23 protein-coding genes are annotated in these 22772 nt (G+C 74.4%); 12 read left to right on the plus strand and 11 right to left on the minus strand.

The window, feature by feature from the left end; genetic code table 11:
- The first annotated feature begins 90 nt into the window (after nucleotides 1-90).
- The 4 genes from SPI96_RS05210 (at nucleotide 91) to SPI96_RS05225 (ending at nucleotide 4207) form a co-directional block, all read left to right on the plus strand.
- The gene (locus tag SPI96_RS05210; RefSeq protein WP_321081303.1) at nucleotides 91-1566 is read left to right on the plus strand and encodes a M20/M25/M40 family metallo-hydrolase; all 1476 of its coding nucleotides are present in this window, start codon (nucleotides 91-93) and stop codon (nucleotides 1564-1566) included.
- Nucleotides 1567-1707: 141 nt separating this feature from the next.
- On the plus strand, nucleotides 1708-1923 hold the full coding sequence (locus tag SPI96_RS05215) for a DUF3073 domain-containing protein (RefSeq protein ID WP_321081304.1): 216 nt from the start codon (nucleotides 1708-1710) through the stop codon (nucleotides 1921-1923).
- On the plus strand, nucleotides 1923-2870 hold the full coding sequence (locus tag SPI96_RS05220; protein ID WP_321081305.1) for a Sir2 family NAD-dependent protein deacetylase: 948 nt from the start codon (nucleotides 1923-1925) through the stop codon (nucleotides 2868-2870). Before SPI96_RS05215 ends, SPI96_RS05220 begins: the two co-directional genes overlap by 1 nt.
- A 344-nt stretch (nucleotides 2871-3214) precedes the next feature.
- Nucleotides 3215-4207: a hypothetical protein gene (locus tag SPI96_RS05225; RefSeq protein ID WP_321081306.1), complete on the plus strand. Its 993-nt coding sequence runs from the start codon at nucleotides 3215-3217 to the stop codon at nucleotides 4205-4207.
- 90 nt (nucleotides 4208-4297) lie between these two features.
- On the opposite strand, the gene purM is transcribed toward SPI96_RS05225, so the two are convergent.
- Genes purM through SPI96_RS05250 form a run of 5 tightly spaced genes read right to left on the minus strand, consistent with a single transcriptional unit; the run spans nucleotide 4298 to nucleotide 9079 of the window.
- Nucleotides 4298-5443, minus strand: a complete 1146-nt coding sequence (gene purM, locus SPI96_RS05230) for a phosphoribosylformylglycinamidine cyclo-ligase (RefSeq protein WP_321081307.1) — start codon at nucleotides 5441-5443, stop codon at nucleotides 4298-4300.
- A complete protein-coding gene (gene purF / locus SPI96_RS05235; protein WP_321081308.1) occupies nucleotides 5440-7044 on the minus strand; it encodes an amidophosphoribosyltransferase in 1605 nt (534 codons plus the stop codon). Before purF ends, purM begins: the two co-directional genes overlap by 4 nt.
- Nucleotides 7041-7532, minus strand: a complete 492-nt coding sequence (locus SPI96_RS05240) for a hypothetical protein (RefSeq protein ID WP_321081309.1) — start codon at nucleotides 7530-7532, stop codon at nucleotides 7041-7043. The genes purF and SPI96_RS05240 overlap by 4 nt, the downstream gene beginning before the upstream one ends.
- Nucleotides 7533-7574: 42 nt before the next feature.
- Nucleotides 7575-7976, minus strand: a complete 402-nt coding sequence (locus tag SPI96_RS05245; protein WP_321081310.1) for a sterol carrier family protein — start codon at nucleotides 7974-7976, stop codon at nucleotides 7575-7577.
- On the minus strand, nucleotides 7973-9079 hold the full coding sequence (locus tag SPI96_RS05250) for an asparaginase (RefSeq protein ID WP_321081311.1): 1107 nt from the start codon (nucleotides 9077-9079) through the stop codon (nucleotides 7973-7975). Before SPI96_RS05250 ends, SPI96_RS05245 begins: the two co-directional genes overlap by 4 nt.
- Nucleotides 9080-9137: 58 nt before the next feature.
- On the opposite strand from SPI96_RS05250, the gene SPI96_RS05255 reads away from it, so the two are divergent.
- On the plus strand, nucleotides 9138-10073 hold the full coding sequence (locus SPI96_RS05255) for a glycosyltransferase (RefSeq protein ID WP_321081312.1): 936 nt from the start codon (nucleotides 9138-9140) through the stop codon (nucleotides 10071-10073).
- Here SPI96_RS05255 and SPI96_RS05260 read toward each other — a convergent pair.
- Entirely contained in the window at nucleotides 10054-10815 is a 762-nt protein-coding gene (locus SPI96_RS05260) for an ABC transporter ATP-binding protein (protein ID WP_414601913.1), read from the minus strand. The two genes, SPI96_RS05255 and SPI96_RS05260, sit on opposite strands and share 20 nt — an antisense overlap.
- Nucleotide 10816: 1 nt before the next feature.
- Nucleotides 10817-11959, minus strand: coding sequence for an ABC transporter permease (locus tag SPI96_RS05265; protein WP_321081313.1), 1143 nt, complete (start codon nucleotides 11957-11959; stop codon nucleotides 10817-10819).
- A gap of 162 nt (nucleotides 11960-12121) precedes the next feature.
- On the opposite strand from SPI96_RS05265, the gene SPI96_RS05270 reads away from it, so the two are divergent.
- Nucleotides 12122-13573, plus strand: coding sequence for a sensor histidine kinase (locus SPI96_RS05270; protein WP_321081314.1), 1452 nt, complete (start codon nucleotides 12122-12124; stop codon nucleotides 13571-13573).
- Complete coding sequence (locus SPI96_RS05275; RefSeq protein ID WP_321081315.1) at nucleotides 13570-14214, plus strand: response regulator transcription factor; 645 nt, start codon at nucleotides 13570-13572, stop codon at nucleotides 14212-14214. Before SPI96_RS05270 ends, SPI96_RS05275 begins: the two co-directional genes overlap by 4 nt.
- A gap of 30 nt (nucleotides 14215-14244) precedes the next feature.
- Here SPI96_RS05275 and SPI96_RS05280 read toward each other — a convergent pair whose 3' ends face one another.
- A complete protein-coding gene (locus SPI96_RS05280) occupies nucleotides 14245-14502 on the minus strand; it encodes a hypothetical protein (RefSeq protein WP_321081316.1) in 258 nt (85 codons plus the stop codon).
- Nucleotides 14503-14548: 46 nt separating this feature from the next.
- Between SPI96_RS05280 and purD the strand changes: the two genes are divergently transcribed.
- On the plus strand, nucleotides 14549-15838 hold the full coding sequence (purD, locus tag SPI96_RS05285) for a phosphoribosylamine--glycine ligase (RefSeq protein WP_321081340.1): 1290 nt from the start codon (nucleotides 14549-14551) through the stop codon (nucleotides 15836-15838).
- The gene (locus SPI96_RS05290; protein WP_321081317.1) at nucleotides 15835-16770 is read left to right on the plus strand and encodes a phosphoribosylaminoimidazolesuccinocarboxamide synthase; all 936 of its coding nucleotides are present in this window, start codon (nucleotides 15835-15837) and stop codon (nucleotides 16768-16770) included. The genes purD and SPI96_RS05290 overlap by 4 nt, the downstream gene beginning before the upstream one ends.
- A gap of 315 nt (nucleotides 16771-17085) precedes the next feature.
- Here the strand turns inward: SPI96_RS05290 and SPI96_RS05295 are convergent, their stop codons facing one another.
- Entirely contained in the window at nucleotides 17086-18057 is a 972-nt protein-coding gene (locus SPI96_RS05295) for a metallophosphoesterase (protein ID WP_321081318.1), read from the minus strand.
- 2 nt (nucleotides 18058-18059) lie between these two features.
- A complete protein-coding gene (locus tag SPI96_RS05300; RefSeq protein WP_321081319.1) occupies nucleotides 18060-20246 on the minus strand; it encodes a transglycosylase domain-containing protein in 2187 nt (728 codons plus the stop codon).
- A 117-nt stretch (nucleotides 20247-20363) separates the two neighbouring features.
- On the opposite strand from SPI96_RS05300, the gene SPI96_RS05305 reads away from it, so the two are divergent.
- From SPI96_RS05305 to SPI96_RS05315, 3 genes are read left to right on the plus strand one after another with little or no spacing between them, the layout of a single operon-like run.
- A complete protein-coding gene (locus SPI96_RS05305; RefSeq protein ID WP_321081320.1) occupies nucleotides 20364-20531 on the plus strand; it encodes a hypothetical protein in 168 nt (55 codons plus the stop codon).
- 2 nt (nucleotides 20532-20533) lie between these two features.
- Nucleotides 20534-21028, plus strand: coding sequence for a RidA family protein (locus SPI96_RS05310; RefSeq protein WP_321081321.1), 495 nt, complete (start codon nucleotides 20534-20536; stop codon nucleotides 21026-21028).
- Nucleotides 21018-21968 carry an NUDIX hydrolase gene (locus tag SPI96_RS05315; protein WP_321081322.1) on the plus strand — a complete coding sequence of 317 codons (951 nt, stop codon included), beginning with the start codon at nucleotides 21018-21020 and terminating at the stop codon, nucleotides 21966-21968. Before SPI96_RS05310 ends, SPI96_RS05315 begins: the two co-directional genes overlap by 11 nt.
- Here the strand turns inward: SPI96_RS05315 and SPI96_RS05320 are convergent.
- Nucleotides 21953-22630: a Crp/Fnr family transcriptional regulator gene (locus tag SPI96_RS05320; RefSeq protein ID WP_321081341.1), complete on the minus strand. Its 678-nt coding sequence runs from the start codon at nucleotides 22628-22630 to the stop codon at nucleotides 21953-21955. The two genes, SPI96_RS05315 and SPI96_RS05320, sit on opposite strands and share 16 nt — an antisense overlap.
- Nucleotides 22631-22772 lie beyond the last annotated feature (142 nt).

Consider the following 22772-nt stretch of genomic DNA (forward strand, 5'->3'; position numbering starts at 1 on the left):
GCGTGAGCCGCCCCGGCTGATCCTCGGCCCCGGTCCTCGCCCCGGCCCGCCCCTCCTCGCCCCGGCCCGCCCCTCCTCGAAAGGACCTCGATGCCCGAGCCCCGGCGCACCCTGCGCTCCGCCCTGCCCCCCGCACCCGCCGCGGCCCTGAGCCTGCTCACCGCCCTCACCCTGGGCGGGTGTGTGCCCGCAGCGCAGGACCCGGGGCAGACGCCCACCGGGCCGACCCCCAACGGGCAGGCCGCAGCCCCCAGCGGGCAGACCACAGCACCGGCCGTTCCGAACGCCTCGGAGACCGCAGAGCCCTCCGGCACCGGCCCCGCCGACACCCCCGAAGCCCTCGTGGCCGCCGTCCGGCAGGACGCCCTGCGCGAGGACCTCGAGGCGATCGAGCGCATCGCCCGGGAGAACGGCGGGCACCGAGCCTCCGGCACCCCTGGGGCGGACGCCACCGTGGAGTACGTCGTCGCCGAACTCGAGGAGGCCGGCTACGAGGTCCAGCTGCAGCCGTTCGAGGGCACCTACCGGGAGAACACCGCGCACGCGTTCACCCTCCGCGGGCCTGCCCCGCGCTCGCTCGACTACACCGTGCTGCGCTACTCGCCGGCCATCACCGCGCAGAACGCACCCCTGCGCGCGCCTGCGGTGGCCGACGGATGCAGCAGCGCCGATTGGGGCGGGGCGGACCTCACCGGGGCCATCGCCCTGGTCTCGGTGGCCGGGGACTGCTCCCTGAGCACCAAGTCCGCTGTGGCCCGCAGCGCGGGGGCGGTCGGCGTCGTCGTCTACAACGACGCTGACGGACCGCTCTACGCCTCCCTCGGCTACCCGCACGAGGACCACGCCGGGACCGTGGCGGTCAGCGGTGAACTCGGCCGGGACCTGCTGGCGGCCGCACGCACCGGGCAGGCCCGCGTGGACCTGCGCGTGGACGAGAAGGTGGAGCAGCGCACCTTCGTGAACGTCCTCGCCGAGGCCCCCGGCCGCAGCCAGGACGCCGTGCTGGTGGGCGCCCACCTGGACAGCGTGCCCTTCGGCCCGGGCATCCACGACAACGCCACCGGGGTCGCCGCCGTCCTGGAGATCGCCCGCCGGGCGGCGGGCTCCGGCCCCCACGAGCACCCCGTCCGCTTCGCCCTGTGGAGCGCCGAGGAGATCGGCCTCCAGGGCTCGCGCCACTATGTGGACGCGCTCACCGACGCCGAGGCGCAGCGGATCGCCCTCTACGTGAACGTGGACATGGTGGCCCCTGTCGACACCGACGACCCGGTGCGTGTGCTGGCCGACTCCGGCCGGCCCGGAGCGGAGCGGCTGCTGGCCGATCAGCTCCGCCGCGATGGCGAGACCACGGCCGTCACCGAGTCCACCGGCTGGTCCGACTTCGGGCCGTTCCGCTGGGCGGACATTCCCGCCACAGGCCTGTTCTCCGAGGACGACGCCGCCAACCACACTCCCGACGACGGCCCCCAGAACGTCTCCGTCGAGCGCCTCGAGCGCAGCACGCGGGCCCTGGGGCACCTGGTGGGGGTGCTGCGGGACGACGCCTCCGCGCTCACGGCGCGCTGACCTGCGGGAACAGCGATGCCGCCCGGGGTGTGCGCCCCGTGATGTACCCTTGTGCGCACGAACCATATTGACCAGTGACACCCGGCGGGCCTCTGCGTGCCCTCAGCCCGGGAGACGAGAGATGCGAAGGGGGTCACGCTCATGGGGCGCGGCCGTCAGAAGGCGAAGGCCACGAAGCAGGCACGGGAGATGAAGTACTTCGTCCCCGGAACGGACCTCTCGGCACTGGAGCGAGAGCTCGCCGGCGGGCGCAGGAGCGCACCCACGGCGGAGCCGGAGGTCGACGAGGCCGAGTACGAGGATCCCTACGCGGACCTCTACGCGGACGAGGACGACGAGGACGACGCGCGGCGCTGATGACGCCCGCGAAGCACCCCGCCCTGGACGGACATCGTGCCGCACTGCGGTCGATCGCCCGGGTGGTGGGGGAGACCGTTCCTGAGCAGGACCCCGAGACGGCGTCTCGGGGTCTTCTGCGCATGCTCGCCGAGCAGCGGCCCGTGGTGATCACCGGTGCCGGCGTCTCCACGGACTCCGGGATCCCGGATTACCGGGGGCCGAACGGCTCCCTCCACCGCCACCGGCCCATGACGTTCCAGGAGTTCCGGGACGACCCCGCCGCACGGCACCGCTACTGGGCGCGCTCGTTCGTGGGCTGGCGCCGCATGGACGAGGCCCGGCCGAATCCCGCCCACCGGATCCTCGCGGACTGGGTGCGCCGCGGCGTCGTGAGCGGGATCGTCACCCAGAATGTGGACGGCCTGCATGCTGAGGCCGGCCGGGCCGCGGGCATGGACCCGAACCTGCTCGTGGAGCTGCACGGCGACCTCGCCCGGGTGGTGTGCCTGCACTGCGGGGCACTCGAGTCCCGGCGGGCGCTGGATGTGCGGCTTGAGGCCGCCAACCCCGGGTTCCTGCAGCGGGTGGCCGTGGAGCGCGACGCCGTCAACCCGGATGGTGATGTCACCCTGGACCAGCGGTGGGTGGACGCCTTCCGGATGGTCGGCTGCCTGGCCTGCGGCTCCGTGGAGCTCAAGCCGGATGTGGTGTACTTCGGCGAGAACGTGCCCCGGGCCTGGCGGGAGCGGGCCGACGAGCTCGTGGACGAGGGCCGTGCGGTGCTGGCCGTGGGCACCTCGCTGGCCGTGATGAGCGGGTTCCGGTTCGTGCTGCGCGCCGAGCGGGCGGGCAAGGACGTCGGGCTGGTCTCCCTGGGCCCCACCCGCGGCGACACCAAGGCCCGCTGGCGCTGGCGCACCGGCGCGGCCGAGGCTCTCACTTGGCTCGACGCCCACCTCCACTGACGAACCCCCACCCCCAGAGCCCCACTCCCATAACTCTCGTTCGAGAAACGGGAGCTTCCCCAGGCGCTCCCGTGCACGAAACGGGAGCTTCTCCGGGCGCTCCCGTGTGTGAGACGGGCCCTCTTCCGGACGCTCTGGTGCGTGGAACAGGAGGTTCCCGGAACACTCCGGTGCATGAGACGGGAGGCTGTCGGCCCGCACTGACCCACCCGGGCCGGTCCAGCCCCGTCCATCCCCTCCAACCGGGCGTCGCCTCCTGCACAGCGCCCCGCCCCCGGCACATCCTCCCCATCTCGGCCGGGTCCCCTGCCCCGTCCCGCCATCAACGGGCCAGGCTGGCAGACATGCACCCCAGAGCACTGCCCGCCACCCTCGGCCCGACCGCGGCACCCACCTTCACCCGTGCCGACCTGAGAGCTCACGGCCTGCCGGAGGACCGCCTCCGCGCCGGCGACATCCGCCGCGTCACCCACGGCGTGCACCGGCGCACCGCTGACGCGCCCCTCACCTGGGACGCCCTCGGATACCCCGTGCCGCCGGCACCCTTCGCTCCAGAGGAGGTGGCCGCCGTCGTGCAGGCCGCCCGGGGCGTGGCCTCCCACGTGACCGCGCTGCTCCTGCACGGGCTGCCGTTGCCGCCGTTCCTCACTGAGGACGGCACCGTCCACCTCTCGCGGCCGCACCGGCGTGGCGCCAGCCTCCGGCCTGAGGTCACCTCCCACGCCCGGAGCGTGCCGGGACAGGACGTGGTCCGCCTACACGGGATCCCGGTGACGTCGATCGAACGGACCTGGGCGGACCTGGCCGCGATGCTGCCGCGGGGCCCGGTGGACCCGGTGGTCGCCGCCGGTGATGCCGCCGTCACCCCGCTGTGGACGCCCGAGGGCCGCCTGCCGCCGCGCACCACCATCCCCCGGCTGCGCGCCTGCCTTGAACGCTCCGGGCGCTTCTCCGGGATCCGGATGGCCCGTGCGGCGCTGGAGCTGGTGCGCGTGGGCGCGGACTCCCCGCCGGAGACGGCGCTGAGACTCGCGCTCATCGATGCCGGGCTTCCCGAGCCGGAGCTGCAGCTGATGCTGCACCCCGGCAGGCGCGGCTCACCCGACGCCGACCTCGGCTACCGGCAGTGGCGGCTGGTGCTGCACTATGACGGCGCCCACCACCGGAGCTTGGAGCAGCAGGCGCGGGATCGACGCCGGAACGAGGGGTGGGAGCGGGCCGGGTGGGCGCAGATCGTGGTCACCGAGGACGACGCGCGGGACGGCTTCGGCAGGGTCGTCGCCGAGGTGGTGGCGCACCGCGAGCGCCTGGGCGGGCGGGTCTTCGCGGTGCGCTGATCTCCCGTTCCTCGAACGAAAGCGCCCCCGGAGGCTCCCGTTTCGTACACGGGAGCGCCCCGGGGGCTTCCTGTTTCTCGAACGGAAGTGTCAGGAGGCGGCGTAGGAGCCGGTCAGCAGCACGGCGCCGCCGTCCACGCCCTTGGCACCCTGCACGAAGTCCTCCCCGGCGGACCGGGCCTCGTCGGTCACCTCGCCGACGGTGCCCATGGTCCACGCCGGGATGCCGGCGGCCTCCACGGCCGCCACGGCACGGTCTGCGGCGTCGGCGGCCACCACGGCCACCATGCCCACGCCCAGGTTCAGGGTGCGCTCGAGGTCCGCCTGGGGCACACGCCCCAGCTCGCCGACCAGCCGGAACACCGGCGGCAGGGACCAGGTGCCGCGGTCCACGGTGGCCATCAAGCCCTGCGGCAGCACACGCGCCAGGTTCGCGGCCAGGCCGCCGCCGGTCACGTGGGAGAACCCGCGCAGCGGCAGGTCCTCGCCGCCGTCGGTGCCGTTCAGGGAGTCCATCAGGTCCAGGCAGGCGCGGGTGTAGATCCGGGTGGGCTCGAGCAGCTCCTCGCCGAGGGTGCGGCCCAGCTCGTCCACCTCGCGGTCGAAGCTCCACCCGGCCGCGTTCACCACACGGCGCACCAGCGAGTAGCCGTTGGAGTGCACACCGGAGGAGGCCATGCCGATCACCACGTCGCCGGAGTGCACACGCTCGGCGCCGAGCACACGGTCGGCCTCGACCACACCGGTGGCCGCACCGGCGACGTCGTACTCGTCCTCGGCGAGCAGGCCCGGATGCTCGGCGGTCTCGCCGCCCACCAGGGCGGTGCCGGCGAGGCGGCAGCCCTCGGCCACGCCACGCACGATGTCCGCGATGCGCTCGGGGACGACCTTGCCGCACGCGATGTAGTCGGTCATGAACAGCGGCTTGGCACCGACCACCACGATGTCGTCCACGACCATGCCCACGAGGTCCTGGCCGATGGTGTCGTGCTTGTCGAGGGCCTGGGCGATCGCCACCTTCGTGCCGACGCCGTCGGTGGAGGTCGCCAGCAGCGGCTTGCGGTAGCCGGTCAGCGCGGAGGCGTCCCAGAGGCCCGCGAAACCGCCGACGCCGCCGAGCACCTCGGCGGTGTGCGTCGCCTTCACGGCGTCCTTCATGAGCTCCACCGCGCGGTCGCCGGCCTCGACGTCCACGCCGGCCGAGGCGTAGGTGATGGGGGTGGGGTTCTCGGTCACAGCGGGGTCCTGTCGGTCGTGGTGAGCAGCTTCTCGTCCTCAGAGTCCGGCCCGGGTTCACACCCGGTGGCGGCGATGGTCGTGGTGGTCCCGTCCGCCTCGGGCACGCGCACCTGGGCGCCCGCGCTCTCGAGCAGGCCCTTGCCGCGCTCGGTCTCCTCGGGCAGCTCGATGGGGTACCGGCCTGTGAAACAGGCCGTGCACAGGCGCTCACGGGGCTGCTCGGTGGCGGCGATCATGCCCTCCTCGCTGATGTAGGCCAGCGAGTCCGCACCGATCGAGGACGCGATCTCCTCCACGGCGGCCCCGTTGGCGATCAGCTCGGCGCGGGTGGCGAAGTCGATCCCGTAGAAGCAGGGCCACTTCACCGGCGGCGAGGAGATCTTCACGTGCACCTCGGCGGCACCGGCCTCCTTAAGCATCCGCACGATGGCGCGCTGGGTGTTGCCGCGGACGATCGAGTCGTCCACCACCACCACGCGCTTGCCGGCCACCACAGTGGGCTGCACGTTGAGCTTGAGGCGGATGCCGAGCTGGCGCAGGGTCTGGGAGGGCTGGATGAAGGTGCGGCCCACGTAGGCGTTCTTCACGAAACCTTGGCGGAACGGGATGCCGGAGGCGTCCGCGTAGCCGACGGCGGCCGGGGTGCCGGATTCCGGCACGGGGATCACGACGTCGGCCTCCACGGGGTGCTCCTGGGCCAGCCGGCGGCCCATCTCTACGCGGGACTCGTACACGGAGCGCTCGGCGATGGTGGCGTCCGGGCGGGCGAGGTACACGTACTCGAACACGCATCCGGCGGGGGCGGGCTCGGCGAAGCGGGTGGAGCGGATGCCGTCCTCGTCGATGGCGATCATCTCGCCGGGCTCCACCTCGCGGATGTAGGAGGCGCCCACGGTGGCCAGGGCGGCCTGCTCGGAGGCCACCACCCAGCCGCGGGAGAGGCGGCCGAGCACGAGCGGGCGCACCCCCTGCGGGTCCCGGGCAGCATAGAGGGTGTTCTCGTCCATGAACACGAAGCAGTAGGCGCCGCGGATGCGCGGCAGCAGCTCGAGGGCGGTGCGCTCGAGGGGCACGCCGGGCTCGCCGTGCAGCAGCGCGGTCACCAGGGCGGTGTCCGTGGTATTGCCCTGCTTGATCTCACCCTGGGTGTGGCGGCCCTCGGTGGCCTGCACCATGCGCAGCAGCTCCGCGGAGTTCACGAGGTTGCCGTTGTGCGCCAGGGCGACCGTGCCGTCGTCGGCGGTGGCGCCGAGGGTGGGCTGGGCGTTGGCCCACTTGTTCGCGCCGGTCGTGGAGTAGCGGCAGTGGCCCACGGCCATGTGCCCGGTGAGGGCGGAGAGGGTGGGCTCGTCGAAGACCTGGGAGACCAGGCCGATGTCCTTGTACACGGCGATGCGTCGGCCGTCCGAGGCGGCGATGCCCGCGGACTCCTGGCCGCGGTGCTGCAGGGCGTAGAGGCCGTAGTAGGCGAGCTTGGCGACGTCCTCGCCGGGGGCCCAGACCCCGAAGACGCCGCATTCGTCCTGCGGGCCGGCGTCCTGGGGGTCGAGCGCGGCGGTGAGGCGGCCGTCGCCGCGGCGGGTGCGAGTGGAGATCACCGGTCTGCAGTCCTCTCGGAGGTGGGGGTGGCGCTCCCGGCGGGAGCGTCCAGGCGGCCGCGGAGGTCCTCGGCCGCGGCACGGGTCAGGCCGACGTCCGCCGAGGCGGGGTCGTCGGTGCGCTCGAGGAGCACGGTCCGCTCCGCCCGGCGGGAGCGGCGGTCCAGCAGCAGCCACACGCACAGTCCCAGGACGGCGGCAGCCAGGCAGCAGGCGAACGCCATGAAGCCGAACGTGGAGCCGAAGGTCAGCGGCGCCCCGGAGTACGGGTCCACGAGGGGCTCGCCGGAGCGGGCGATCAGGGTGGCCACGAGCGCGGCCGGCAGGCCGAGCAGCGTGGCGCTCACGACGACGGCCCCGAGCCGGGGCGCGCGGCGCAGCGTGTACTCCCGCGGGGCGGGAGCGTCGGAGGCGACGGCGACCTCGGCCTCGCCGCCGCGGGGGGCGGAGGCGGGCTGGGGGTGCTCGTGCACGGGGCCGGACGTCATGGTCGGCAGTCTATCGAGCCGGGGGACGGGATGGCCCCAGCATCAGGGGCGGATCAGCGGCAGGTGCTCGCCGAGGTCGGCGCGCACCCCGGAGGCCCGCACGGACCCGGAGGCGAGCGCCTCCTCCCAGCCGGTCAGGCCGGTGGCGAGGGACAGCCAGGTCACGGCGTCCGTCTCCACCACGTTCGGCGGGGTGCCGCGGGTGTGCCGCGGCCCGGGGATGCACTGGGCCACCCCGAACGGGGGCACCCGCACCTCCACCGAGTTCCCGGGGGTGCGGGTGGCGAGCTCCTCGAGGGCGAAACGCACCGCGGTCGCCCGGGCGCTGCGGGGCAGAGCCGCGGCGGCGGCCGGGTCCTCCCGGTGGGTGCGGGCCCAGGTGCGCAGCGCGGCATGGCCCTCGGCCACCGGCACCCGGCGCTTGGGGACGGCGCCGGTGCTCATGCCCGCCCACCCGGGACGAGGGGCCCCACCAGGCCGCCGGGGACGGCGTCGTCCACGAGCGCGGCGACCTCGGCCCCGACGGCCTGCCGCACGGGCTCGGCCAGGCGCACCGCGCCCACCGGCTTGCCCCGGCCCAGGATCCTCGGGGCCACCGCGGCCAGCACGCCGGGCAGCTCCCGGCGGTCCACATGGTCCGGGGCGAAGCGGGCCAGCAGGGCCAGGGCCACGAGGTCCCCGGCGCGGGAGCCGCCGTCGAGGGCCTTGACCGCTACCGCGGTGCCGTCCGGGGCGCCCATCACGGTGATCCCGTCCGCGCCGAGCTTGGCGATCAGCCCCAGACGCTGCATCACCACGGTGTTCGCCCGGCCCTCGGCCTGCACCGCCCACGGGTGCGCCAGCATGGCCGAGGCGGCCGCCGCCGCGTGCGGCTCCGCCCCCGCACAGCCCGGCGCCGACGCCACCTGCCCGATCCCGCGGGCCAGCCCCGCCAGGGAGACGACGGCGGCCGGCGCCCCGCAGCCGTCCACGCCCAGGTGCGCCACGGGCTCGCCGCAGTACTGCTCGATCACCGCGGTCACCTCCCGCTGCAGCGGGTGCTCCGGGTCCAGGTAGGTGCGGACGTCGTGCCCCGCTGCCACGCAGGCGGCCAGGAAGCCGGCGTGCTTGCCGGAGCAGTTGTAGGCCAGGGGGGTGGGCGCGTACTCCCGCCCGTCCTGCTGCGCCTGCCGGGCGAGCAGGAGGACCTCGGCGGGGTCGGCCGGGTGCTCTGGCGGGCACTGCAGGTCCGCCGCGGACAGCCCGGCCGCCGCCAGCACGGAGGCGGCCAGGTCCCGGTGGGCGCGGGTGCCGCGGTGGGAGCCGCACGCCAGGGCCAGGGCCTCACCCTGCAGGGGCGCCCCGTGCCGCAGGGAGGCGATCGCCTGGAACGGCTTGAGCGTGGAGCGCGGGTAGACCAGGGCGTCCGCGGGCCCCAGGGCGGCGAGCACGGCGCCGTCCGGGCCGGTGACGACGGCCGCCCCCGGGGTGCGGGACTCCACGAACCCGTTGCGGACCACGTGGACGAGCTCGACGGCGTCGGCGAGGGGGAGGGTGGCGGAGGTCATGGGGTCAGCGTAGTCCGGGGCGGGTCCCGGCCCCGGGCCCGGCGGATACCCTGAGGCCATGCATCCCCCGAGCGTGAGCCCCGCCCGCGCGCTGCCGCTGAGGGCCCGCCTGCGGCGCACCCTCTCCCGTGCCCTGAACCACCGCGCCGGCGCCCCGCTGCGGGCCGCCCACGAAGGCCTCGCCGCCGCCGAGCTGGCGGTGCTGCGCACCCGGGACCGCCTCCTTGAGCCCGACCCGACGCCGGCCGAGCGGGCCGACGTCGCCGAGCACCTGACCATCGTGGTTAAGACCTTCCTCCGCCCGGACGTGTGCCGGCGGCTGCTGTGCTCAGCGCGCGAGGTGTTCGACGGCCGGATCGTGGTGGCGGACGACTCCCCGACCCCGCTGACCGTGGCGGACCCGCGCGTCGACGTCGTGGCCCTGCCCTTCGACTCCGGGGTGGCCGTCGGCCGCAACCGCGCCCTGGCGGAGGTGGACACCGAGTTCACCTTCATCACCGACGACGACCACGTCCTCTCCCGGGCCACGCGCCTGCACGAGGTGATCGACTACCTGCGCCGCAACCCCGAGGTGGACATCGTGGGCATGGGCCTGATGAACCTGCCGGAGCGGCGCGTGGCGGACGTCGGCACCGACCGCATGACCGCCGGCACCCTGCCGCCGCTGCGTGAGCACGGCGAGCTCGTGGACGGCCTGCCCGTGCGCCTGATGGTGGCGCAGAACTACGTGGCCCGCACCGCCTCCCTGCGCCGGATCGGCTGGGACGAGGGCGTGCGGATGCTCGACCACCGGGACTTCTTCCACCGCGCCTCCGGGCGGCTGCTCACCGTCCTGGACCTCTCCGTGGGGGCCTACCACGTGCGCACCCCGTACCGGCGGGAGTACATGCGCCACCGCCGCGACCACGCCGCGGACCGCGAGTACCTGCAGCGCAAGTGGACGGCGGTGGCGATGGGCCGGGCCCCCAGCGACGTCACGCGCTGGGACGGCTGAGCCGCCCGTCCACCATGGTCAGCACGGCGTCCGTGGCGTCGAGGAACTCGACGTCGTGGGTCACCATGAGCGTGGCCACGCGCTCCTGCCGGGTCAGCTGGCCCAGCAGCTCCACGACGGCGGCCGAGCGCTCCTGGTCCAGGGCGGAGGTGGGCTCGTCCACGAGCAGTAGGGCGGGGGAGCCCATGAGCGCGCGCACGATGTTCACCCGCTGGCGCTGACCGCCGGAGAGCTGGTGCGGGCGCTTGTCCGCGTGGGCGGCCAGGTCCACCCGCTCGAGCAGCTCCAGGGCCCGGGCCCTCGCGGCGGTGCGGTCCGCGCGGGTGGCCGTGCGGTCCAGGTGCACGGCCAGCTCGAGCTGCTCCCGGGCCGTGAGGGAGGGGATGAGGTTCGGCTGCTGGAAGATCATCCCGATCCGCTCCCCGCGCAGGCGGGTGCGCTCGGCGCGAGGGAGGGCCGTCAGCTCCGTGCCGGCCACGTGCACGGTGCCGGAGGTCGGGGCCACCAGCCCCGCCGCCATGGCCAGCAGGGAAGACTTGCCCGAGCCGGAGGGCCCGGTCAGGGCGGCGAACGCGCCGGAGTGCATGTCCAGGGAGACGCCGTCGAGGGCGCGCAGGGTGCCGTTCTCCCCGTCCGGGTACTCGAGCACGAGGTCCCTCACGGACAGGGCGGGGGCGCCGGTGCCGGCCTCGGCGGCCGTGGCGGCGATGCGGGCGTCAGGGGTCATCTCGGTGATGGTCATGTCAGTTGCCTCCCAGGGCGATGAGGGGGTCGATGCGGGCCACACGGGCCACGGCCAGGGCCGAGCCGGCCAGGCCCAGGGCGAGGATGCCGAGGGCGGGCAGCACGGTGGTGGTGGCGTCCAGCACGAACGGCACCGCCTGCGCGGCGAACCGGCCGGCCGCCGTCGCCACCGCCGTGCCCACCGCCACACCCAGGGCCAGGACGATCCCGCCCTGCGCCAGGGCGTCGCGCAGCACCCAGCCGGTGGACCCACCGAGGGCCTTGAGCACGGCGATCTCCCGGGTGCGCTGGACGGTCCAGATGGACAGGAACGCGACCACTACGAGCGCGGAGATCCCGTAGAGGAAGCCCTGCATCATCGTCAGCGATCCGTGCTCCGAGGAGTACGCCGGCAGCGCCGCATAGGAGCCGGGCACGTCCGTGGCCACCGTGTGCGCGGCCGCGTCCGCGGCGGCCGTGGCGGCCTCCACGTCCGCGCCGGGCTCGAACCGGACCAGCCCGGCGGTGCCCAGCACCCGGGCGTCCGTGGCGTGGGTCAGGGCGGTCCAGTCGTGCAGGGTGGCCCAGGCCACCGGGGTGTGCGAGTAGTAGGAGTCGTCCACGACCTCCGCCACCGTGTACACGGCCCCGGACGCCTCCACCCGGCCACCGGCGGCCACACCGGCCTGCTCGGCCAGCGACCGGGACAGCACGAGCGCACCGTCGGCCAGGCCCGCCGGGGCCTCCGCCGCCCCCGGGGCCAGGCCCACGAACGCGGCCGAGGCGACCGCCGCGACGTCGAGCTCCGCGCTCTGCACGGGACCCTCCGGGGCAGGGGAGGCCAGGCCCACGACCCGGCCCTGACTCAGCCCCACGGGCTCGACGCCGGCCACCCCCACCGTGGACGCCCACACCTGCCGCTGGGCGTCCGTGAACTCCGACTGCGTGAAGCTCACGGCCGGATCCTGCCCAGCGGTGCCGCCGAACACGACCCGCTGCACACCGTCCTGACCGAAGCCGTCCAGCACGGCGGTGTTCTGCCGCCCCAACCCCGCGGTCAGGCCGGAGAGCATCACGAGCAGCACGGTGATCAGGGCGACTACGGCGCCCATCAGGGCGAAGCGACCGGTGGCGAACCGCAGGTCGCGCAGAGCGAGGAACATGGGGGACTCCTTCTCGAACGGCTGATGGCTCCAGCCTCCCGGCCCCCGCCCACCCGCACATCGGCCGCCCCGGACGATCCCGGATCAACCGATCGGTTGACCCGGCCCGCCCGCACCCGCCACAGCGGCCCGCCCCCACACCGCCCGGCCTACGCTGGGCACGTGACCCCCCTCGCCCCCCACGACGACGCCGGCCGCTCCACCCGGGCCCTGCTCGCCGGCCTGCGCGTGGTGCTGCACGCCTCCTTCGCCGCACTGCTCGCCCTCGGCCTGGCCCGCGCCCTCGCCGGCAGCCCCGAGGCCCCACCCGTGCGCGGGACCACCGCCGCCGCCCTCGTAGCGCTGGTCCTCGGCCTCGGCGGCGTCTACCTCGCCGGCACCATCCACGAGCGCCGCCTCTGGCACGCCGGACGCACCCCCGCCCCCCGCGCCGCCGCCGGCTGGCTCGCCCTCGTGCTCGCCCTCTGGGCCCTGGCCGTCCTCCACCACGCCGACCTCACCTGGCTCGCCTTCCCCCTGTTCTTCGTGGTGCTGCACGTGGTCACCACCCTGCTGGGCCGCCCCGCGCTCGCGGTGGTGCTCGTGGCGGCGGCGACCGCCGTCGTCGTGGGGGCCGGGGCCCTGCGCGCGGGCGGACCGCCCCCGGTGGGGGCTGTGCTGGGGCCGGTGATCGGTGCCGGCGTGGCCGTGGTGATGTACCACGCCTACCGGCTGTTGCTGGCCGAGTCCGAGCGCCAGCGGGCCGTGGCCGAGGAGCTGCGTGCCACCCGCGCGGACCTGGCCGCCTCGGAGCGGCACGCCGGTGTGCTCGCCGAGCGCGAGCGCCTCGCCCGCGAGATCCACGACACCCTCACCCAGGGGCTGGCTTCGATCGTGCTGGTCTCCCGGGCCGCCCAGGACGCCCTCGGGGCCGGGGACAGCGCGCTCGCCGACGAGCGGCTGGGGACCGTCCGGGCCACCGCGGCGGAGTCCCTGGCCGAGTCCCGGGCGTTCATCCGCGGCCTGCGCGCCTCCCGCGGCGGGGCCGGCGACGGGCTGGCGGGGGAGCTGGTGGCCTCGCTCGAGGCGGCCGTGCGGGCCTTCGGCGCCCGGCAGATGGCGGCCGGGCACCCGGTGCGGGCGGAGTTCGAGCAGGTGGGGCGGGCCCGGGACGTCACCGAGGCGGTGGGTACCGTGCTGGTGCGCGCCGCGCAGGCCTCCCTGGCGAACGTCGGCCAGCACGCTGAGGCCTCGCGCTGCCGAGTCACGCTCACCTGGCTGGACGGGGAGGCGGCGCTGGACGTCGCCGACGACGGCCGGGGGTTCGCCGTGGACGTCGCCGACGCCGTCGGCCGCCCGGAGTGGGAGGCGGACTCCGCGGAGGAGGCGGCCGGGACCGGCGTCGGGCTGGCGGGTCTGCGTGAGCGGGTGGCCGCCGTGGGAGGCTCGGTGGAGGTGGAGTCCGCGCCCGGCGAGGGCACGGTGGTGGCGGTGCGCGTGCCCGTGGCCGCCGCCCCCGCCGCGCCGCTGCCGGCCCCCGGGGTGGGGGACCGGCCTGCGGATCGGCCGGAGGACCCCGCGGGGGGCGCGGAGGTCACGGACCAGGGCGACGAGGAGAGGACGATGCCGCGATGAGCGTGCAGGTGATGCTGGTGGACGACCATCCGATCGTGCGGGCCGGTGTGCGCGCCGTGCTCGAGGCCGACCCCGGGCTGACCGTGGTGGCCGAGGCCGGCGACGGCGCCGCCGCCCTGCGCGAGCTCGAGGCGAGGGCGGGCACCCCGGAGGCGCCCGACGTCGTTCTCATGGACTTGCAGATGGGCGAGGGCATGGACGGGGCCAGCGCCACGCGCGCGCTGCACGAGCGGATGCCCGGACTGCCCGTGCTGATCCTCACGACCTTCGACACCGAGGCGGACATCCTCGCCGCCCTCGACGCCGGCGCGGTCGGCTACCTGCTCAAGGACGCCCCGAGCGAGCAGATCGCCCAGGCCGTGCACCGGGCGGCCGCCGGACGGCAGGCCCTCGCCCCCGGCGTGGCCGAACGGCTGCTCGAGCGGACCGCCGGGCCCAGTGCCGCGGCCGCCCTGAGCCCGCGGGAGATCGAGCTGCTCGAGCTCGTGGCCGGCGGCGCGAGCAACCGGGAGGCTGCCAAGGCGCTGTTCCTCTCCGAGGCCACTGTCAAGACCCACCTCGTGCACGTGTTCCAGAAGCTCGGGGTGGGCAACCGCACCGAGGCCGTGACCGAGGCCCGGCGACGCCGGATCATCCGCTGAGGGGGCTCAGCCCCCCTCCGCCGAGGGGCGTCAGCGCCCCCGGACGGACCGCGTGACCACCGCGGCCACCGCAGCTCCCACGGCCAGCACCCCGAGCGCGGCCGGCAGGGACATCTCCCCGCGCTGCACGCCGAGCAGGCGAAGGGAGAAGAACCCGATCAGGGAGCAGGCGAACCACACGCCCACGAACACGTAGGCCGTGCGCAGACCGGCCCCGGGCCCGCCCGTGCCGCGTCCGGCGGCGGCCTCGTGGTCGTCTCGTCCGTGGTGCAGGGGAGGAAGCGTCATGTCGTCCACCCTAACGACGGCGCCCGCCCCCGCTAGGCTGGCGGACGTGAAGATCCTCGTGCTCGGCAACGGCGGCCGCGAACATGCGCTGCTGCGCGCCCTCTCCCGTGACCCCCAGGTCGGCGAGCTCCACGCCGCCCCCGGCAACGCAGGCATGGCGGACGCCGCCACCCTGCACCCCGTCGACGCCGCGGACCCGGCCGCCGTCGTGGGCCTCGCCCGCGAGCTGGCGGCGGACCTCGTCGTGATCGGCCCTGAGGCACCCCTGGCGGCGGGTGTCGCCGACGCCCTGCGCGAGGCCGGCGTCGCCGTGTTCGGCCCCTCGAAGGCTGCCGCCCGGCTCGAGGTGTCCAAGGCCTTCGCCAAGGACGTCATGACCGCCGCCGGCGTGCCCACCGCCCGCGCCCGGGTGTGCGCCGACCGGGCCGCCGCCGAGGCCGCGCTCGAGGAGTTCGGCGCCCCCCACGTGGTCAAGGACGACGGCCTCGCCGGCGGCAAGGGCGTCGTGGTCACCGAGGACCGCGCCGCCGCACTCGAGCACGCCGAGGCCTGCTTCGCCGCCGGCGGCACCGTGGTGGTCGAGGACTTCCTCGACGGCCCCGAGGTCTCCCTGTTCGTGGTGTGCGACGGCGAGCACGCCGTCCCCCTGACCCCCGCCCAGGACTTCAAGCGCATCCACGACGGCGACGCCGGCCCCAACACCGGCGGCATGGGCGCCTACACGCCCCTGCCCTGGCTGCCCGAGGGCTTCGTGGACGAGGTCATGGACCGCGTGGTCCGGCCCGTGCTCGCCGAGATGGCCCGCCGTGGGGCCCCGTTCACCGGAGTGCTCTTCGTGGGCCTGGCCGTCACGGCCCGCGGCCCCGAGGTGATCGAGTTCAACGTGCGCTTCGGAGACCCGGAGACCCAGACCGTGCTCGCCCGCCTGCAGACCCCGCTGGGGCAGCTGCTCGCCGACGCCGCCGCCGGCCGCCTCGGCGCGGACCGCACCCTGGAGTGGAGCGACGACGTCGCCGTGGACGTGGTGCTGGCCTCCGCCGGGTACCCCGCCGGCTCCTCCACGGGCGACGTGATCGAAGGCGTGGAGGACGCCCTGGCCCTCGAGGGCGTGGACGTGCTCCACGCCGGCACCGCCCGGAACGAGGACGGCGCCCTGGTGACCGCCGGTGGCCGTGTGCTGGCCGTCGTCGGGCGCGGGGCGGACCTGGCCCAGGCGCGGGAGCGGGCCTACGCCGGCGCCGAGCGGATCCGGTTCACGGGGGCGCAGCGGCGCTCGGACATCGCGCTCAGGGCCGAGCGCGGGCAGATCACCGTCCCGGAGAGGAGCCAGGCGTGAGCGAGCGCATCGGATTCACGGGGGCCCAGGCCCTCGAGCTGCCCGGCTGGCGGCACGTGTACTCGGGCAAGGTGCGGGACCTCTACGAGCCTGCGGATGAAGCCCCCGGGCAGTCGCAGACCCTGCTGGTGGTGGCCTCGGACCGCATCAGCGCCTACGACCACGTGCTCGAGCCGCCCATCCCGGACAAGGGCGCCGTGCTCACCCAGCTGAGCCTGTGGTGGTTCGAGCGCCTCGCTGAGGGCCCGGACGGGGTGGAGAACCACCTGGTGAGCACGGACGTGCCCGCCGAGGTGGCCGGCCGTGCCATGGTGGTGCGCCGCCTCGAGATGGTGCCGGTGGAGTGCATCGCCCGCGGGTACCTGACCGGCTCCGGGCTCGAGGAGTACCGCGAGCACGGGACGGTCACGGGCCTGCCGCTGCCGGAAGGGCTCGTGGACGGGTCCCGGCTTCAGACGCCGATCTTCACCCCCTCGGCGAAGGCGGAGGTCGGCGAGCACGACGAGAACATCACCTTCGAGGAGACCGCCCGACGAGTGGGCGAGGAGACCGCCCAGGAGCTGCGCGAGCGCACCCTGGCGCTGTACTCGCGCGCTGAGCGGATCGCCCGGGAGGCCGGGATCATCCTGGCCGACACCAAGGTGGAGTTCGGCCGGGACGCCCGGACCGGGGCGCTCGTCCTCGGCGACGAGGTGCTCACCCCGGACTCCTCCCGCTTCTGGGATGCCGCCGACTACGAGCCGGGCCGGGCGCAGCCGAGCTTCGACAAGCAGTTTGTGCGCGACTGGCTGACCTCGGAGGACTCCGGCTGGGACCGCCGCTCCGGTGAGGTGCCGCCGTCGCTGCCAGCTGAGGTGGTGGAGCGCACCCGGGCCCGCTATGTGGAGGCCTACGAGCGGCTCACCGGCCGCCCCTTCCGCCCCGCCGCCTGACCCCGGCGCTCCCGTGTATGAAACGGGAGGTTCTCCGGGTGCTCCCGTTCGGGAAACGGGAGGTTCTCCGGGTGCTCCCGTTCGGGAAACGGGAGGTTCCCCGAGCACTTCGGTTCGAGGAACGGGAGCTTCCCCGAGCACTTCGGTTCGAGGAACGGGAGGCCCGGGGAGAGCCTCGCCCTGAACGCTCCCATCTCTCGAACGGGAGCCTGCCCGCCGCCTCCCGTTTCTCACACGGGAACGGTGTGGGAGCCTCCCGTTTCGTACACGAAAGCGTCCGGGGGAGTTCCCATTCCGTCCACGGGAATGGTGGGGTCAGGGGCGGGCAGTCAGCTCCAGGAGCACGGCCTCGGGCCGGCAGAACGTGCGCACCGGCATCGACGGCGCGGCCCCGAGCCCCGCGCACACCTCCAGCGGGGCCGTGCGCCCCTGCGCCGACCACGAGGACAGCCCCGAGGCCTGACGGCGCGGCAGGTCGCAGTTGGTCACCAGCGCACCCACGAACGGCAGGCACACCTGGCCTCCGTGCGTGTGCCCGGCGAGCACGAGGCCTGCTCCGTCGGCCACCATCGCGTCCAGCACCCGGCGGTACGGGGCGTGCGTGACGCCCAGACGCAGCACCGGCTCCTGCCCGCTGCGCTCCGCCGCGCTGCCCTCCTTCTCACCCGCGTCGGTGAAGCCCGGCCAGTCGTCCAAGCCCAGGTGCGGATCGTCCGTCCCGACGGCCAGCACCTCGACGGCGGCCCCCTCGGCCCCGGCGCGGACCCGCGCGGACCGGTTGGTCAGATCCGCCCAGCCGGCGGCCCGGAACGCGCCGAACAGCTGCTCGGTGGGCAGGTGCGGACGGTCCTCGTCCAGTCGGGAGGGGCCGGCGAAGTACCGGAACGGGTTGGCGGACTTCGGCTCGTAGTAGTCGTTGGAGCCGGGCACGAACACACCCGGCCGGTCCAGCAGAGGGCCCAGCGCCTCCAGGAGGGGGCCGATCGACGCGGCCGCGGCAATGTTGTCCCCCGTGTTCACCACGAGGTCCGGGGCCAGGCGGTCCAGCTCACGGATCCACCGCATCCGCCCGGCATGGTGCGGCAGCAGGTGGATGTCGGACAGGTGCAGCACGCGGATCGGTGCGGACCCGGCCGGCAGCACCGCCAGCGAGTGGCGGCGCAGCACACGATTCTCCGCCTCCCACAGCCCGTAGCCCACACCCACGACGCCGGCCGCCCCCACCGCGAGGGCGGCCCGCCCCGCCAGGGCGAGGGGCCGGCGTCGTCCCCGATGCCGGGCGCCCACAGTCAGTTCCCCGCCCGGGTCTCGGGCTGGGGGCCCTCGCGCTGGATGTCGTCCACGGGGAAGAACCGGCCGTCCGGGTGGTCGCCCACGTCGCCCGGGTTCTCGGACTGCGGCCCGTCCCAGTCCGGCAGGTCACCGGGCTCGTGCTTCTGGCGGGCCAGGCTGTTGTACTCCAGCCATGTGCCGCCGTTGATGGAGGTGCCGTAGAACTCGTTGCGGTGCACGCCGTTGATCGTCTCCCCGACCATGGTCTTCTGGCTGGTGTACCGGCCGGCCCACACGGCGGTGGTGAGGTCCGTGGTGAAGCCCACGAACCAGGTGGAGGACATGTTGTTGTTCGTGCCGGTCTTGCCGGCGAATTCGTAGCCGGCGCCGTCCGGGGCCACGTTCAGCGCTGCGATGTGCCGCAGCACGGGCATCAGCTCGGCCACGTGGGCAGGGTCCAGCACCTGGCGGCAGTCCGGCTCCGGCACGGGGTACTGGTTGCCGGCGGCGTCGGTGACCTCGAGGATCGCGCGGGGGGCGCAGTACTTCCCGTTGCCGGCGATCGTGTTGTACGCCCCTGCCAGGGAGAGAGGGGAGATCGAGTCGGCGCCGAGCAGGAACGAGGGCTGGCGGGGGTCGACGGGTGTGCCGTCCACGGCCCGGCGGATCCCCACCTGGGTGAGGGTGCTCGTGATGTCGCACAGGTCCATCTGGTAGGCCGTGGCGACGGTCGGGGTGTTCACGGACCAGAACAGGCCCTCGTCGATGCGGTCGCGCTTGAGCATGCCGGCGACCACGTTGTTGATGGCCCAGTCGGTGTCCACCGTGGCGTAGCCGCTGGGCAGGCAGGAGGCGTTGAAACGGGTGCCGGCCGGGTAGAAGTTCCGGGAGCCGTCCACCGAGTCCACGAGGCGGTTGCCGTTGCGCAGCCAGGTGAGCGCGGTGAAGGGCTTGAGCGTGGAGCCGGCCTGGAAGCCGGCGCCGCCGCCCCACTCGCGGTCCACGTTGATGTTCAGGGAGGTCATGCCGAGCTCGTCCTTGACGGCGTACTCGGTGTTCTGCGCCATGGTGCGGATGTTGCCGGTGCCCGGCTCCAGGGAGATCAGCGAGTGGCCGGCGCCCAGGGAGGTGGTGTTCGGGATGGCGCGGCGCGTGAGGTGGTCGGCCTTGCGCTGCAGCTCGGAGTCAATGGTGGTGCGGATGGTCAGGCCGCCGCGGTCCAGGAGGGCCTGGCGGGCGGCCACGTCCGGGCCGAAGGTCGGGTCCGCGAGGATCTGGCGCTCCACGTAGTCGCAGAAGTACGGGCCGAACTCGGCATTGAGGCAGCCGGAGTAGGTGGCCTTCATGGTCACCTTCAGGGGCTGGGCGACGGCGTGGTCGAACTCCTCCTGGGAGAGGTACCCGTTGCGGAGCATGGCCCGGAGCACGGTGTTGCGGCGCTCGGTGGCGGCCTCGGGGTGGCGCCCGGGGTTGTAGCCGGTGGGGGACTGCACCATGCCGGCCAGGGTGGCGGCCTCCCAGCTCTCCAGGTCCGCGGCCGGCTTGCCGAACACGTACTGGGAGGCGGCCTCCACGCCGTAGGCGCGGTCCGTGAAGAGCACCACGTTCAGGTAGCCCTGGAGGATCTCCTCCTTGGACATCTGGTCCTCGACGGCCACGGAGAGCTTCATCTCCTTCACCTTGTCGGACACGTTCTTCGTGCCCGAGATGGTGAGGCGGGAGTCACCGCGCACCTGCTGCGCGTTGATCAGCATGTTGTTCACGAACTGCTGGGTGATCGTGGAGGCACCCTGCGTGGAGTCCGAGGTGGCGTTGTTCAGGAGGGCACGGGCCAGGCCACGGGCGTCCACGCCGTCGTGCTCGAAGAACCGCTCGTCCTCGATGGCGACGATCGCGTGCTCCATGTGGTCGGAGACCTGGTCCAGGGTGACCGGGGCCCGGTTCTCCTCGAAGAAGGTCGCGATGGTCTCACCGTCCGCGGTGAGGATCCGCGAGGGCACGGAGATCGGCTCCGAGGGGAGCTGATCCGGCAGCTGGTCCAGCATGTCCCGGCCGGAGGCGAACACTGCACCCGTCAGACCGGCCATCGGCAGCAGCAGCGCCGCGACGAGCAGACCCGCCAGGGAGGAGAGGCCGAGGAAGGCGAGCAGGCGCCCGGGGACGGACGCGGGCGCGGGAAGACGGCGGGACGAGCGGGAGGCCATGGTCGGGAAGTGTAGCCGTGTCCGCTGGGACCGGACCTGCGGGCCGACCTGCGGGCGGACCTGGGGTCGGGCTTCGGAGGCCGTTCCCTTGCCGGGTGCCACGGCTAGGCTGGCCCCATGACTTCGCAGACCCAGTGGGAGTACGCCACCATCCCCCTCCTCATCCACGCCACCAAGCAGATCCTCGACCAGTGGGGTGAGGACGGCTGGGAGCTCGTGACCGTCCTGCCCGGCCCGGACGGCACCAACCCGGTGGCCTACCTCAAGCGCCCCAAGGCGGCCTGAGCATGTCCGCCGAGCGCACCCATCTCGGCTGGGGAGAGGGTGAGGCCGCCGCACGCCTGGCCGCGCTGGGCATCGAGCGGCCCCCGGTGGCCGCACCTCTGGCCTCCTATGTGCCGGCCCTCCGTGACGGTGACCTCGTGCTGACCTCGGGGCAGCTGCCCTTCGTGGGCGGCGCCCTGCCGGCCACCGGCAAGGTGGGCGCCGAGGTGGACCCGGAGGACGCCGTCGCCCTGGCCCGCACGGCAGCGGTCAACGCCCTGGCGGCGGTGCACGAGCTGCTCGGCGGCCTGGAGGCCGTCGAGCGCGTGGTGAAGGTGGTGGGCTTCGTGGCCTCGGCGCCGGAGTTCACCGGCCAACCGGCGGTGGTCGACGGCGTCTCCGCCCTGCTGGGTGAGGTGTTCGGTGAGGCCGGCCGCCATGCACGCTCCGCGGTGGGTGTGGCGGTGCTGCCGAAGGACTCGCCCGTGGAGGTCGAGCTCACCGTTCGTGTCCGCTGACACCCCGGGGGGTCCGGCGGGGTTCGAAGAGCCCGTCGCGCTGCCTGCCGAGGACGAGGGCCTCGCCCGCCAGTGGCTTGCGCAGCGCCACCGCCAGGTGCGTCCGGCCCGGCCGGCGTCGGCCGTGGTGCTGGTGCGAGACGGCCGGGACGGCGTGGAGGTGCTGCTGCGCCATCGGGCCGGACGCACCCCGCTGGGCCGGGTGGGCTTCCCCGGTGGGTCCCTGCTGGAGTCCGACGCCGACCCCTGCCCCTGGTTCGGGCCAGAGCCGGCCGTGTGGTCGCGCCGGCTGGGGATCGCCGACCGTCGGCGCGTGCGTCAGCGGGTGGTCGCGGCGGTGCGGGAACTGTTCGAGGAGTCCGGGGTGCTGCTGGCCGGGCACACGCCGGACGAGATCGCCGAGGACGCCCGCGGCGAGTCCTGGGGTGCGCACCGCTCATCCCTGGAAACCGGTGACGTCGGCCTGCCCGAGGTGCTGCGTGAGCGAGGGCTCGGGCTGCGCACCGACCTGTTGCGCCCGGTGGGGCGCTGGCACTCCACCCCGCACAGCCCTCGGCGCTTCGACACCGTGGTGTTCGCCGCCGCCCTGCCCCCGCAGCAGCGGGCAGCCGGGCGGCCGGACGCTCTCACCCACCAGGCCTGGTGCCCGGTGCGGGCGCTGCTGTCCGGGCCCGTGGCCCTGCCCGGCCCCGAGGGCTGGCTGGGGGAGGAGGGTGTTGCAGAGCTGGCGGCGGTGACGGTGCCGCTGACGCAGATCGTGCTCCGCCGGGTGGCCGGGCACCGCACGGCGGCCGGGTTCCTGCTCTCCCTCGGAGGTGGCGGCACGGTGGTGCCGGAGTACCGGCTGCGCACGGCGGCCGAGCCGGCCAGCCGGGAGATCCCGGACGGCCGACTCTGGGCCGTGCCCGAGCTGGTGGGGGAGAGTCAGCGGGAGCGCTGACGCAGGCGCTGCAGGTCCAGGATCACCACGGCGCGGTTCTCCAGGCGGATCCAGCCGCGCTGCACGAACTCGGCCAGGGCCTTGTTCACGGTCTCGCGGGAGGCGCCCACCAGCTGGGCGAGCTCCTCCTGGGTGAGGTCGTGCGCCACGAGCAGGCCGTCGGCGGCCGGGCGGCCGAAGCGGTCCGCCAGGTCCAGCAGGGCCTTGGCCACACGGCCGGGCACGTCGGAGAACACGAGGTCCGCGAGGGACTCGTTGGTCTTGGACAGGCGCTGGGCCAGGGCCTGCAGCAGCTGCAGGGAGACATCCGGGGAGGCGGCGATGGCGCGGCGCAGGTTCTCGTGGCGCAGGCCGGCCAGGCGGGTGGCGGAGACGGCGGTGGCCGTGGCCGAGCGGGGGGCCGGGTTGAACAGGGCCATCTCTCCGAAGATCTCACCGGGGCCGAGCACGGCCACCAGGTTCTCGCGGCCGTCCGAGGCGGTGCGGCCGAGCTTGATCTTGCCGGACATGATCACGTACAGCTGGTCGCCCTGGTCGCCCTCATGGAACGCCGAGGCCCCTCGGGAGAGATCCACCTCTGTGAGCTCCGAGGTGAGAGTCGAGAACACCTCGTCGTCCAGGTTGGTGAACAGCGGTGCCTTCCGCAGAACCTCGAGATCCATGGTGTGGCGCGTCCCTTCTGAGCTCAGTCCGTCCGCGGCGTCGTCCGCCCGGTCTGTCCGTGCCATTGTGCCCCATCCTCCCAGGCGGTGCCGATACCCTGGGCATTCCCCGGCGGGCTGTGCATGCACCTCCCCGCCCCAT

The sequence above is a fragment of the Micrococcus sp. genome, assembly GCF_034179925.1.
Lineage (GTDB): Bacteria > Actinomycetota > Actinomycetes > Actinomycetales > Micrococcaceae > Micrococcus.